Below are 12,324 nucleotides of genomic sequence, written 5' to 3' on the forward strand. Positions count from 1 at the left end.
CCTTCGTTAACGGCTGTCCATGGGCTGGGCTGGAAACGCAGAAGTGCCTTCTGATCTGGGAAAATAGGGCTTGTCGAGAGTCCTGATCATCCCGTCACGGAAGGCACCTGCAGGGTGAAGGCTACCCCAACACGTCGAAAGATCGTGGTCACCGGTGGCGGGCGGGGCGTGGTCAACCACGCCGGTGCCCGACTTCTGGCCGATCTCGCGGACGCAACCGGTCTGACCAGCGCGTTCAGCCTCGCGTTGGCGAAGTTGCGGCAACGGCGCAGCGGCCACGACCCGGGCCGCGTTGCCGTGGATCTGGCGGTGATGCTCGCCGACGGTGGTGAGGCGATCGCCGATCTGGCGGTGCTGCGTGACCAGTCCGCCCTGTTCGGACCGGTCGCCTCCGACCCGACCGCGTGGCGGCTGTTGTCGCAGTTGGACGAGCCGATGCTGGCCGAACTGCGTGCTGCGCGGGCCCGAGCCCGCGAGGTCGCCTGGGCTCAGCACGCCGACATGCATGGTGACCTGCCGACGGTGAAGGTGGCCGGCCGGCCGGTCGAGGGTCTGGTCCTGGACATCGACGCGACGATCGTGATCTGCCATTCCGAGAAGGAGTCGGCGACCCGTACCTGGAAGAAGACCTTCGGCTATCACCCGTTGCTCTGTTTCCTGGACAACACCGGCGAAGCCCTCGCCGGCATGTTGCGTGAGGGCCGGTCCGGCTCGAACACCACCGCCGACCACATCACCGTCCTGGACCAGGCCCTGGCCCAGATCCCCGACGCCCTCCGGCACGGCACCCCGATCTTGCTCCGCAGCGATTCGGCCGGTTCCAGCCATGGCTTCCTCGCCCACATCCGGTCCCTGCGCGAGCAGCATCTCGACATCCGGTTCTCCGTCGGCGCCGCGATCACCGAACCAGTCCGGGCCGCTATCCAGGCTGCGACCGGCTGGGCCCCCGCCATCGACACTGACGGTGACCTGCGGGAACACGCCGAGGTCTGCGAGATCACCGGCCAACTGCCCGCCGACGGCTTCCCCGACGGCACACGGTTCCTGGTCCGCCGCGAACGCCCGCATCCCGGCGCTCAGCTGTCCCTGTTCGACACCGTCGAAGGCTGGCGGCACCAGGTCGTCGCCACCGACACCCCACCCGGCAACGGCGGTATCCAGCACCTGGAGGCCCGGCACCGCGCCCACGCCCGCGTTGAAGACCGCATCCGCACCGGCAAGGACACCGGCTTCGGCCGTTTCCCGTCCCGGGTGTTCGCGATCAACCAGGCCTGGCTCCAGTTGGCCTTGACCAGCATCGACCTAATCGCCTGGACCCAAGCCCTGCTCCTCGACGGTGACCTCGCCCGCGCCGAGCCCAAGAAACTGCGCTACCGACTGCTGCACGTCGCCGCCCGCATCACCCGCACCGCCCGACAAACCCGCCTGGCCATCGCCGACCACTGGCCCTGGAAGAACTCCCTGGTCACCGCATTCAGCCGGCTCGCCGCCCTGCCCCGACCCGCCGGCTGACCCCGCACCCCGTATTCCGACGAACACCCCGGAGGAACCCGGCTCCGCGCCGGGCCCTCACCATGCCCGAAACCCCGCCCACCCGCCGAACACCAGCCACATCGATCAACAGCGATGACTGACGGGCTTAGCGAAAGACGGAGGCTAGCCCCTCGACGCCCTGACAACCCTTCAGACAGAGCACGCAGCTCTGAAGTTGCCCAAGAGAAGAATGCCGCACGTGCGCGAACAAAGGTGATCTGGACACTTCTGGCCACTTCCCTATTCCTGCTTGTCATTCTTGTGACAGCATCGATCGCCATTGCGGTCGACACCCGCAGCGTCGGGAACGCCATGATCACTGTCGTGATCGCCAGCGCCAGCTTCGCCAGCATCGCTGGCTTGCTCTTCGGCGGCCTGGGACTCTCACTCGCGGTCGTCGAGCGCAGCCTCTCCTGACACATCGGCGTCTCTAAAGACCGGCGAAAAGGCTCAGGACAGCAGCCGACGGATAGCTAGAGAGAGATGCGGCACCATTAGCAAGTTGATTTGGTATCAGCGTGCCTTCATGGTGATAACTCACGATAGATGGAACGGTGGCCAGGTGTTACTGGCGCCCTCAGCCGCAGTAGGCTCCGCCGCGCTGTCAGGCTCGCTCGACCTCGCGCAGCATCAACGCGAGGCTTTGTGACCGCCGCTCGGCCGGAAGTGCGTCCCAAGCCCGCCGGGCGTATGCGACGCCACCGGCCCTGTCGCCGGCCTTCGCCATCGTCAGACCCCGATGTAGCTCGATATGCGTCGCGAAGCGCGGCAGCCCTGCCGGCCGTGTCCGGTCGGCCTCTTCCTGAGCCTCGCTGCCAGCTCCAGTCATCCCGAGGCGGGCGTACAACATGCTGCGGAAGGTGGCCATCCGCCACGGCGGAACGGCGGTGTCGGAGACTTCGCGGTCCGGCGACGCGACGTGATCGAAAACTCGCCGCGCTTCGGTGTCAAGCGCGACCGCGCCCGGCTGGTCGCCGCGCCCCGCTGCGACGTGCGCGCCCGCCATGAGGGCTTGGACGCGGCCGATCGAGGGCCGGTCGGACAGGGCTAGGGCTTGGTCGGCGTACCGCCGGGCCGTGGGAAGGGCCGCGCCTTCGTAGGCGAGCGCGATAGCTGCCCGGCCACGAACCCACACGCGGACTCCGAGATCGTCGGACCGGTCCGCCGCCGTTGCCGCCAGGTCGTACCAACGGATCGCCTCAGCCGGGTTAGGCGTGGTCTTCCCGTAGGTGACCAGGGCCCGCGCGGCGTGCGACCACATGTACGGCGTGTCTAGGTGTTGCTGAAGGATCACGAGGTCACTAGCAAGTCTGGCTTGGAGGACCGCCGCGCCTACGGCCATGTAATCCCGCCCGTACTGGTCGACCCGCTCGCGCCAGTCCTCCTCGGCCCCTCGGCCATCAAGCGCCGCGGTGAAGCCAGCCCGGATGAGTTCTCCAGCCACGACCGGGCCCATGACGCCGGCCGCGAGTCCGAGCACCTGTCGACGGTTCACGTCAACCTCCCCGAGCGCCCGCGCGTAGGCGAGCACGATGTCAGGGGTAGCGGCCCTCCGCCCTGCCTCCACATTGCTCAAGTGCGAAGCCGAGTAGCACGACCGGGCCGCCACCGAAGCCAACGTCACGCCGGCCTCGGTACGAGCCTGCCGCAATTGCGCGCCAAGGTCGTCCACGGGTCCCCCTGTTGAAAGCCGTTGAAAGCATCGACCTCCTTCCGAGCGTAGTCCGTTGATCGCAGGCTGAGACCAGACGGTGCGACGGGAGGTAGATGACGTGCCTCGTTGGAAGTGGTTTCAACGCAGGGCCAAACCGGTTGACATGGTGTCCGGTCCAGTGCGCGGAGTCGCCCAGTGGTACGGGCCCACCATGCTGATGCCGGTCGCGGACGACCGGCCCTTGATGACGAGGTGCGCGGAACTGCGGTCCCTTCACTGCGGAGACGACCGCGTGACCCTGGCCCCGGGCCAGGAGTGGCGAGCCAACGGGAGGCGTCGATGATCATGACGATTTTGCCATCTCCGGGCTCCGGGCCGGAGCCGGATCGCCCGCGCTACCGGACGCAGAGCACCCCGCCCCATACTCCGCTGCGCCCGATGTGGGCCTGCCGGGCGTGCGGTCAGCCGTGGCCGTGCGGAGCGGCCCGGCTGATGCTGAGGGCCGAGCATGACCGCAACCACCAGGGTCTATCGATCTACCTGGCGGGTCTGATGTATGAGGCGATGAGGGATCTCTATCGCCTCAACCCGGACAGTGGACCTAGCCCGGAGGAACTGTTCAATCGGTTCGTGTCCTGGGGTCCCTTCCGCCGGTCCTCGTCGTGATGGCGCGGCATGAACCACGGGTGCCGCTTCAGCTTTCATCGCTGTCGAGCTGGTTCATCCGCTTTCCGGAACTCCGTACCGCTTGATCGAGCGGCGACCAGGAACGGACTTTTCGTAGTGGCGTATCAACCGGGACCGAACCATCTGCTCCGCGCGGCGAGGCAGGCGTTGCGGTCTCCTTCGGGGTCGGGTCGGCCGATGTCGCGGCAGGAGTTGGCCGAGACGGCGAACGCGTGGTTGTACGAGTACATGGGGCGCCGGACGGCTATCGCTGACCGGTACATCGGCGCTCTTGAGCGCGGTGATACTCGGTGGCCGTCCGCGCATTACCGTGCGGCGTTGCGGGCGGTGCTGGACAAAGCCACGGACGCTGAGCTTGGCTTCTTCGTCATCCATGGGCACGCCAAAGATCCGGATAGGAACCCGGTTGTGCCAGCCCTGACTGCCGAGCCGTCCGGTACCGCGCCGATCGACCGGAACACTGCGGTGCCGCCAGCGTTGTCTACCGGCCCGGGTGCCACGACTTGTGGCGAGGCGGGCGGCGGATCTGCGGTGGTGCCGGCCGGCGCGGCGGCGGTGGAGGTCAGCGTGAACGCGGGCGGGGCGGTCACGGTGGTGTGTCACGACGGGCAGCCCGGTTGCGTCGCGGTGGTGGCCGGGCAGGTCCATGTGCTGATCGACCCTGCCACCGGAGCGGCCAGCGTCGTCCCGGCGATGGTCGATGCGCCGGTGGTGGTTGGCGGGGCGCGGCTGTACTCGCTCAGTGAGCGGCAGGCGCGGTAGCGATGGCGGATATGCAGCTTACGGAGCCGGGCGGGTTGGTCCGGCGGGTGCCGCCTCGGCCGGGTCGTCTCGGTGGGGCGGACCGGATCACGAACGTTCAGGTGGCCGAGGCGCGTCACCGGCTGGGCCGGCAGCTGACCGCGTGGCGCGACCTGGCCGGAGTGACGCAGGTGGAGCTTGCTCGGCGTATCAGCTACTCCCGAAGCGCCATCGCCAATGTCGAGGTCGGCCGGGACAGCAGCACTCGCCGGTTTTGGCAGAGCGCAGACGCGGAGGTTGGAGCGGGCGGTGCCCTGGTCGCGGCGTTCGATCAGGTGCACGCGCTTGCGCGGGACTTCCGTAGGCAGACAGCGGGCTTCGATCTTGAGCCTGAGCAGCCGGCCGCGCCGGTCGTCGCGGCGCCCGTGGCGAAGCCGGACGGCTGCGAGTGCCCGGTGGCGGTCGGGCGGTGGACCGGACGGGAGTCCCGCGCGTTGCGGGAGGCGCTGCGGATGACCGTGAGCGCGTTCGCTAAATACCTCGGGGTGGCGAGGGAGACGGTTTCCGGGTGGGAGCGTCGGACCGCTTCCAGCTCGTTGAGCATGCACGTGCAGGTGATGTTGGACGAGGTGCTTGCGTGCGCTGGCGCCGATGCCAAGACATGGTTCCGGTTGATCCTGGACCCCGCCGACGGCGTACCCCACGCGTGGGCCGGGGGAACGCCAGCGACAATGGGCCGAGTAGGGCGGTCGCGGTGACCGGGCGTTCGCACACGCCGATCCGGCCGATCTGGCTGTGCCGTACCTGCGGAAATCCGTGGCCGTGTGGTGACGCCAAGCTCGCGCTACTGGCCGAGTACGAGCGGGATCGGGTGAGCCTGTTCGTGTACCTGGCCGGCCAACTCGGCGACGCGATGGACGATCTGGCGAAGCTGCGCGCCGACATGCTCGGTAGCGGGGAACTGTTCGGTCGTTTCCTGTCGTGGCCGAGCCGAGGAAATCACGCCTACCGGGTTGCGCCTATCGATACCCGTCGGGATTCGGCGCGGCCGGTCGCTGAACGGAAGGAGGTAAGCGGGTCTTGACGGACATCGGCGTCATTGCCGCCACGCGTGAGGCCGCGATTGCGGGTGCTGCGAGCTGGACCGGGTGGACCTGTCCGGCGCGGAACTGTCCGGGCTCCCCGTCGAGCGGTGCGCGCTGTCGGGCTGCAAGCTCACCGGCGCGCGACTGTCCGGCGTGAACCTCAAAGACATGTTGTTCGAGGGCTGCCGCTTCGACTACGCCTCGCTGCGGCTTGTTGTGGCGACCGGTGCCGTTCGTGGACTGCGTGTTGACCAACGCCACGCTGACCTCGTGCCGGCTACCGAACGCCGTGCTGCGGTCTTGCAAGCTGATGGGTACGGAGTTGGACGCCTGCCACCTGCGCGGCGCGGACCTACGCGGAAACGACCTGGCGGGCATCAAAGCCGGCCTGCCCAACCTTGCCGGCGTCATCCTCGCCCCTGACCAACTGCCCGACCTCGCGGACCTGGCCGTGACCGAACTGGGCGTCACCGTCGCCGCCCCGCCCCCACACGGCTGATACTGACTCTCGACGTGATCTCTTCTGCCGATGGTGATATCGGCTGACGCCTTGATATGCGAAGAGGTCGCCGCCTTCACCTGCCTGCCCATGGGCGGAGGCGGCGGCCTCTTTCGTCCTATTGTGAGTAGGCCAGATGCGTGCCGTACCGCAGTTCTTTCGAACTGGGCGCGGACGCAAGGGGACTATCCGGGCCATGAGTGGCTAATCGGCGACCGGCCGCCAGGTACGCACCGACAGGGCAGCCCCGATTCCGCAAAGGATGGTCAATAGCGCAGCCAGCAGGGCCACCGTCACGAACCCTGCACCAAGCACATGCAGCGATATGCTTCCGACTCGGCGAATGTGCAATGTCAGAAGTCCCAGGAACGCCGCCACTGCCGATCCAACGGCACCAGCAAGTAACAGGGGTACGCCGAGATTCCAGGTCGCAACGCCAAGGTACAGAGGTGTTCGGCTGACGTAGGTGCCGACTACCCCCAGGGAGCGAGCGTTACTCAAGAACATGCCGCTTGCGGCGAGCGCTCCGGCCAGGGCGAGGACGATGAGACCGATGGCGCCGAGGGAGAGGACCCAGTTGAAGACGGCGGCGCCGGCGAGCCCGCCGGTGATCCACTCTTGTCCAGGTGTGGAAACGTACGGTTTCGTGAGGGTGGCGTAGGCAGCCTTTGTGATCTCTGCGGCACCGGACCGCTTTTCGTCGTTGAGCACGAAGTACCCGTTGGTTGTAGTGGCCGCTGCGGGGTCGGTGGCCACCATGAAGTCGGGCGCAGAAATCAGGGTTCCGCCGCGCAACAGGTTACCTTGGGCGTTGAGCTGAGAGAAAGCGGTGGTGATGCTCTGCGTGGCGGGGCCGGGGCATGCTCGCAGCTCGCCGAATCTTTCTAATGCCTCACATGTGCCAATCAGAATCGGTGTGCCTTTTCGTTCTGCGACTCGCAGGACCATGTCTGGTCCGACCGTCTCGCCGAAGCGTTGACCCTCGGCGGGGCTAGAGTGAGTTCTGACGATGAGTAGGCTGTCGCCGACGGTTAGTGCTCTTGGAGCGACGCCGTTGGCCATGCCACGGGTTTGCTGGATGATCCAGGTCTGCTGGACCTGGACCTGGACCAGCAGACCCAATCCAACGACGAACGCCGCACATAGGCGTGCCACCATCATTGGCCGTTGACCCAGCCAGCTACCCCCGATGATCAGGCTCGGGGCGCTGGCGGCCCTTCCCAGTCGGGCCAGCGCGCGGCCGACCATCGCAGATCCAGCGCCTAGCACTGAGGGTAGGGAGACGAGTACGCCGAGCAGAGCGATCAGGAAAATAATCAGGCCGGGAGAGTAGCGGGCTCCTCCGTCGCGAGCAGTTGCGGCACCCCATACGGCGAGCGCCACAGAGATGGGGAAGGCCGAATGAAGCCACTTCCTGAAGCGCGGGTTCAGCCGCAGTGGCCTTGTTTCCCCTTTGGCGGAGCGGCGCAGTTGAACCACGACTACGAGGCACATCGTCAGGGCGATCGTCCCGATGATCACGGCGGGCAGCCACCTGCGCGCCGAAACTACGTCGCCGGGTCGTATGAGATATCCAGTGATGGGGACCCGGATGTCGAGCAGGGTGGTGGCGAACGCTAGGAGAAGGCCCATGCCTGCTCCGAAGGAAACAGGGACGGTCGCTTCACCGATCAGGACCCAGGCGCGTGCAGCGGCGGGAGCGCCCAAGGCGTCCAACATGGCCAGCCGGCGGTCTCTGCGTTCGGAGTTGCTGCGCACCGCGAGGTATAGGAGTAAGGCCGCGGGCAGGGCGACGACAGCGAGGATGAGGACGTACACATCTGATACGTTCCACTTACCGAAACCGTCGATGGTGTTAGGGAAGTAGTCTCGGCCGAAGGAACTCGGGTCGACTCCGAATCCCGATATTGCAACAAGACCGTCCCGTTGATCGAATGCGGTATCCGTCAGCGGGCGGTAGTAAACCAGCCGTTCTGTCGCAGTCGCTAAGCCTGAATGTCCGATCGGGCCTCCGAACGTGCCGTACCGTTGTGTGAGCTCCTGCGCGTCGGATGACTTCAGCAGTTCCGGCGAAAAGAAGGCTTCACCGGGCCGGGGCCAGCGCGGAAGGCCTGGAGGTGGCGCTGCGTCGGCGCGTAGCGGGGAGACATACAGCACCAGGAACTGTCTGTTGTCCAGGGAATCAGCGTGGATCATCCACCGCGCTACAGCCGAACCCTCATCGCCGACAGGAACGAAGACTGGTTCCCGAGCGGCGATGCGTTCATCGCTGGCGGACGAGACGGCTGCGGCGATGACCAGTAGCCATGTCGCGAGGATGGTGACAGCAGTGGCAATTGCTAACGACCACCTGTGTATCGCCGCGTTCACACCCGCGCGGTGCCCGGCACCGTGGCCGACGGCAAGCAGCGGCAGAAGGCCCCGCATCAGCCGGCCACCCCCACGTTGTTGTTCTTAACGCCGAGACGGAGGACATCGTCCGCCCTGACCGCGACCGCGTCATTGTGCGTCACGACAACCAGCGCGCAGCCGTGTGTCTTCGGAAGGTCGAACAACAGGTTGGCGACGACGTCAGTAGCTACCGGGTCGAGTGACCCTGTGGGCTCGTCTGCTAACACGACGGTCGGCTCGGTAACGAGCGCCCGCGCTACGGCCACCCGTTGGCGCTCGCCACCAGAGAGGGCAGCCGTTGGTGCCTCTGCGAGGGTCTCCACTCCGAGCTCGGCGAGCAGGTGCCGGGAGCGGCCGTAGGCGCTCCTCTGACGGACTCCTGCGAGCAACGCCGGGAGGGCCACGTTGTCGATGGGGCTGAGTTCGGGAAGGAGTTCTCCGAACTGGTAGATCAATCCGATCCGGCGAAGACGGACTGCGGCGCGAGCAGCAGCCTTCATGGACGTTAGCTCGTCGCCATCGATACGGACGATGCCAGCTTTGACTTTTAGGATCCCAGCCAGGCACATGAGCAGGGTGGTCTTCCCTGTTCCACTCGGGCCGACGATTGCAGTTGAGTTGCCCTTGCTTACGGCTAGCTCGACTTCGTCGAGAATGACTCGGTCGTTCACCTCGTAGCGAAGGCGTCTCGCCTCCACCGCCAGCACGTCCGGCATTGGTCCTCCCAAATAAGCGGTGGGCGCGGACCGGGTACCGTCCGGTCCGCGCCCACTGTAGCGAGCATCGATGCGGCATAAGCCGATCTAATCGCCTAGCGGTAGACGGTTCCGCTGCAGGTGTTGGGGCCAGCGTCGTCGGTGCAGGAGTTGAAGCGCGCGACTTTGTTGCTCGATGTCCCGCTGTCTTCGCTCGTGCCGTTGCCCCTGGAGTTGCGGAGGACCTGCGGCGTGCCGACGTCCCGCTTCCAGTCGGCGTAGACGTCGTTGTTGTCGGCGCTGATGTCGGAGACCGTGATGCCGCCCCAGTTGTCGTACTCGTTGGTCCTCGAACCGTAGGTGTTGGTGCTGACGGCCATCGCGGCGGTCGGTGCGGCGAACGCGAACGCCGCCAGTGCCGCCCCGACGGCCACGTAGGACTTCTTCAAGGTGGTTTCTCCATTCCCTCTCCGGAGTCATCCCTACGCTCGGTAGTCGAGCGCGTGCGCTCCGACGTTGGAAGCTCACCACGTCCATGGGCCTCTGTCAATGTCGGCTGACATGAACGTAAAGGTTGGTTGTGGCGGCTTGCGGCTGGGGTTGGTTGTGCCAAGCTGTAATTTATGTTCCGCACTTCGCGTTTCTACCGCCGGACAGTTCTGGCTCGGCTGGCCGTGCATCGGCGGATGCGTTCGGCGGCGTGGGTGTTGCCTAAGCCGCGTACGCGGGCGGCTTGGGTGACGTGGGCTGATGATCTGTACAACGCGCGGGCAGAGGCAATTCACGATGAGGTGTGGCGCGCTCAGGCGGCCGGCGAAGACACGTCGATGATGGTGCTGCCGGTGGGTGATCCGGCGGTGCCAGGCGTCGGTGGGGTGGTGGAGCCGGAGGGGTTGACGGACGCGGCGCGGCGTCGCCGGACGTTGATGGATCGGTTGTGTGACGCGTTGGTGAGTCCGTTGCCGCGCGGGGTGTGGTACGGGAAGGCCGATGCGGTGTTGCAGGAGACGGCACCGATGTTGGTGGCTGATGTGCCGGGTGCGCGGGAGGCGCTGTTGGCGGCTCCGGGTGTGGTCGAGCGGGGCGGGCCTGGGGTGCTGCGGGTGGAGTCTGGGCGCGGCGGTGTGGTGCTGCGAGTGCACGGCCCGACGTGGAGCCTGGTATTCGGCGTGAGCCCTGTTGTCCGGCCGATCTTGATTGCCCTGGACACGGCCTCTCGTACTGCCTGGCGAATCGAGGACGACGAGGACGCGCAGGACCTGATCCGGGGCGCGGTGGCTGAGGTCGTGGCGGAGGCGGCCCGGTTTGGCTGGGGTGGCGACAAGTACCGTCCGCCGGTCGCGTCGGCGGGCTGAGTCGTCTCGGCTGTTGGTTTACTGACCGCCACGTGGGCGGGGGATCCCAGCGGTGCCGGCGATGAGTCGGGTGAGTTGGTCGACGGCTTTGCTGCGGTGTTTGGACGCGGCGCTGATGGACATGCCCAACTCGGCGGCGACAACGGTCAGGCGTTCCCCGTTGAGGTAGGTGCGACGGATCAGTTCGGCGTGTGCGGGGTCGATCCGGTCGCCTGGGGCTAGCTGGGTGGACTCGTTTACGAGCCGGTCCAGGGCAGCGCTGACGGCTTCGGCGTCGCGGGGCTCGTGGTTGGGCTCACCTTGGTTTTCCTGCGCGGCGTGGCTTAGTTCTGCCTCGTTGTCCGTTGGCCGTTCTGGCTCGTGGAGGGCTTCCCCTTCTTGTCTGAGGCGGACGAGGCGTTGTTGATGTTCGGCCGCGGTTTCGTCGTGGCGGCGGCTGCGTTGGGTGATGCGCCGTAGGGTGCGTCCGCTGGCTTCGTCATAGGCGCCGCCGAGGAGTCGGGAGAACACGTTGGGCCTGTTGATGTCGAGTCGCCAGGTGACGTGGCCGGTGGCCTGGGTGATGGTGACGTGCATTCGGGTGAGGAATACGTACATCAGGTTGCACTGCAACTTGACGACGCGGCTTTCGGTGGTGCCCGGTGGCGCGAGGCGGTGTGCTCGTTTGAGGAGTCCGAGGTGAGCGACGCCGAGGGCATAGAGGTTCCAGTCGGGGCGGTCGTCGGTGTCCTGGCGGGCGTGGCTGATGATGTGCCGCCATACCCGGTCTCTGGTGTCGGCGGTGGTGGCGTCGGCACGTAGGTGGAACAAGGCCAAGCCGGGGGGCATGGGCTGGAGGTTGTCGCTGCCGTCGAGCCAGCCAGAGGGCACGCCGACCTTGCAGCTCCGGGCGACCCTGATGAGCTGGCTGAGGGGAAGGTCGGACTTGCCGTGTGTCCTCAGCTCGGCGTCGAACTCGTCGTAGTCGGCCGGAGCATCGAAGTTGAGTGGGCCGGTGAGGGAGATGCCACGCCTGGTGGGCGCGTGTTTCTCGGGCACGGGTCCGTGTCCTCCCAACATGCTCGGGCTGGGTGGAACACTCCGGGCCGCCTGTCGTCGGTCGAGTCGGGGCGGCGCTGCCCCGGCATGCTCGGTGCTGCCGCGAGCCGCGCATGAGTAGGTATCTGCGGGTCGCCACCTGGCCCCCTGGCGTTGCCGCCACCCGCGAGCGCGCCGCTCAACTCCACTGCCGACAGTCGGCCAGCCCCCCGCCGGCCTGACATTGGCCCAGCGTACGCGTGGATGTGAAAAATCTTGGGCGCGATGGGTTGATCATGGAAAATTCCGACGATGGCGGTCCCTCTTTTGTTAGTGGAGGGGCACGACGGCGTCCGGGCATCGCCGGCCGGCCCTGCTGGGGAGGGCGCTGAGCATTAGGTGGACGCAGGATGTGTCTTGGTGCCGGGTTCTGGTGGCTGGCTGCACGTTTGTGCTGCTCAGCCACGAGATTCGGGGGCAAGCCGGCCTGCCGGCGCGGCAGCACCTAAGCGCCGGACCGGTGCGATTCCTGGTGGCGACGTCGTTGGGTGGGTGTCGGCGGTCGTCGCGATCGGCCAGGACTGGTCGGATCGGGAAGTTCTCGGGCTTTCCCGGCGTGTCGTCGGCATTTTGGTCTTAGTGAGCGTCCGGGAACTTCACCAGTTGC

General features: G+C 66.6%; 13 protein-coding genes and 1 pseudogene. 9 read left to right on the forward strand and 5 right to left on the reverse strand.

What is annotated here, in order from left to right:
- Positions 1-114 precede the first annotated feature (114 nt).
- Both A6A27_RS03500 and A6A27_RS03505 read left to right on the forward strand, forming a co-directional pair.
- Positions 115-1,512 carry an IS1380 family transposase gene (locus tag A6A27_RS03500; RefSeq protein WP_073832915.1) on the forward strand — a complete coding sequence of 466 codons (1,398 nt, stop codon included), beginning with the start codon at positions 115-117 and terminating at the stop codon, positions 1,510-1,512.
- Between the two features lie 234 nt (positions 1,513-1,746).
- On the forward strand, positions 1,747-1,950 hold the full coding sequence (locus tag A6A27_RS03505) for a hypothetical protein (RefSeq protein WP_073832916.1): 204 nt from the start codon (positions 1,747-1,749) through the stop codon (positions 1,948-1,950).
- Between the two features lie 187 nt (positions 1,951-2,137).
- On the opposite strand, the gene A6A27_RS03510 is transcribed toward A6A27_RS03505, so the two are convergent.
- On the reverse strand, positions 2,138-3,205 hold the full coding sequence (locus A6A27_RS03510) for a helix-turn-helix domain-containing protein (protein WP_073832917.1): 1,068 nt from the start codon (positions 3,203-3,205) through the stop codon (positions 2,138-2,140).
- Between the two features lie 321 nt (positions 3,206-3,526).
- Between A6A27_RS03510 and A6A27_RS45620 the strand changes: the two genes are divergently transcribed.
- The 6 genes and pseudogenes from A6A27_RS45620 to A6A27_RS45630 all read left to right on the forward strand — a co-directional run bounded on the left by A6A27_RS45620 (position 3,527) and on the right by A6A27_RS45630 (position 6,199).
- Positions 3,527-3,853 (forward strand): hypothetical protein, encoded by a 327-nt coding sequence (locus tag A6A27_RS45620; RefSeq protein WP_073832926.1) that lies wholly within the window; start codon positions 3,527-3,529, stop codon positions 3,851-3,853.
- Positions 3,854-4,051: 198 nt separating this feature from the next.
- On the forward strand, positions 4,052-4,636 hold the full coding sequence (locus tag A6A27_RS03520) for a hypothetical protein (RefSeq protein ID WP_073832918.1): 585 nt from the start codon (positions 4,052-4,054) through the stop codon (positions 4,634-4,636).
- Positions 4,637-4,737: 101 nt separating this feature from the next.
- Positions 4,738-5,373 (forward strand): helix-turn-helix domain-containing protein, encoded by a 636-nt coding sequence (locus A6A27_RS03525; RefSeq protein ID WP_241825048.1) that lies wholly within the window; start codon positions 4,738-4,740, stop codon positions 5,371-5,373.
- Positions 5,370-5,699 carry a hypothetical protein gene (locus A6A27_RS03530; RefSeq protein ID WP_073832920.1) on the forward strand — a complete coding sequence of 110 codons (330 nt, stop codon included), beginning with the start codon at positions 5,370-5,372 and terminating at the stop codon, positions 5,697-5,699. Before A6A27_RS03525 ends, A6A27_RS03530 begins: the two co-directional genes overlap by 4 nt.
- Before the next feature lie 64 nt (positions 5,700-5,763).
- Positions 5,764-5,811, forward strand: a pseudogene (locus tag A6A27_RS47310) (hypothetical protein); the annotation flags it as partial.
- 124 nt (positions 5,812-5,935) lie between these two features.
- Positions 5,936-6,199, forward strand: a complete 264-nt coding sequence (locus A6A27_RS45630; RefSeq protein WP_241825049.1) for a pentapeptide repeat-containing protein — start codon at positions 5,936-5,938, stop codon at positions 6,197-6,199.
- Between the two features lie 204 nt (positions 6,200-6,403).
- On the opposite strand, the gene A6A27_RS03545 is transcribed toward A6A27_RS45630, so the two are convergent.
- From A6A27_RS03545 to A6A27_RS03555, 3 genes are all read right to left on the reverse strand, one after another.
- Positions 6,404-8,626: an FtsX-like permease family protein gene (locus tag A6A27_RS03545; RefSeq protein WP_073832922.1), complete on the reverse strand. Its 2,223-nt coding sequence runs from the start codon at positions 8,624-8,626 to the stop codon at positions 6,404-6,406.
- Complete coding sequence (locus A6A27_RS03550) at positions 8,626-9,306, reverse strand: ABC transporter ATP-binding protein (protein ID WP_083672397.1); 681 nt, start codon at positions 9,304-9,306, stop codon at positions 8,626-8,628. Before A6A27_RS03550 ends, A6A27_RS03545 begins: the two co-directional genes overlap by 1 nt.
- Before the next feature lie 95 nt (positions 9,307-9,401).
- A complete protein-coding gene (locus A6A27_RS03555; protein WP_073832923.1) occupies positions 9,402-9,734 on the reverse strand; it encodes a hypothetical protein in 333 nt (110 codons plus the stop codon).
- Between the two features lie 174 nt (positions 9,735-9,908).
- On the opposite strand from A6A27_RS03555, the gene A6A27_RS42760 reads away from it, so the two are divergent.
- A complete protein-coding gene (locus A6A27_RS42760) occupies positions 9,909-10,640 on the forward strand; it encodes a hypothetical protein (RefSeq protein WP_143193842.1) in 732 nt (243 codons plus the stop codon).
- Between the two features lie 18 nt (positions 10,641-10,658).
- On the opposite strand, the gene A6A27_RS03565 is transcribed toward A6A27_RS42760, so the two are convergent.
- Entirely contained in the window at positions 10,659-11,678 is a 1,020-nt protein-coding gene (locus tag A6A27_RS03565; protein ID WP_073832925.1) for a hypothetical protein, read from the reverse strand.
- Positions 11,679-12,324 lie beyond the last annotated feature (646 nt).

The sequence above is a fragment of the Micromonospora sp. CB01531 genome, assembly GCF_001905095.1.
Classification (GTDB): Bacteria; Actinomycetota; Actinomycetes; order Mycobacteriales; family Micromonosporaceae; genus Micromonospora.

What these genes read in the sequence shown, in the direction of transcription:
- A6A27_RS42760 (WP_143193842.1), top strand. Translation starts at nt 9,909, where the DNA reads ATGTTCCGCACTTCGCGTTTCTACCGCCGGACAGTTCTGGCTCGGCTG.
- A6A27_RS45620 (WP_073832926.1), top strand. Translation starts at nt 3,527, where the DNA reads ATGATCATGACGATTTTGCCATCTCCGGGCTCCGGGCCGGAGCCGGAT.
- A6A27_RS03545 (WP_073832922.1), bottom strand. Translation starts at nt 8,626, where the DNA reads ATGCGGGGCCTTCTGCCGCTGCTTGCCGTCGGCCACGGTGCCGGGCAC.
- A6A27_RS03520 (WP_073832918.1), top strand. Translation starts at nt 4,052, where the DNA reads ATGTCGCGGCAGGAGTTGGCCGAGACGGCGAACGCGTGGTTGTACGAG.
- A6A27_RS03550 (WP_083672397.1), bottom strand. Translation starts at nt 9,306, where the DNA reads ATGCCGGACGTGCTGGCGGTGGAGGCGAGACGCCTTCGCTACGAGGTG.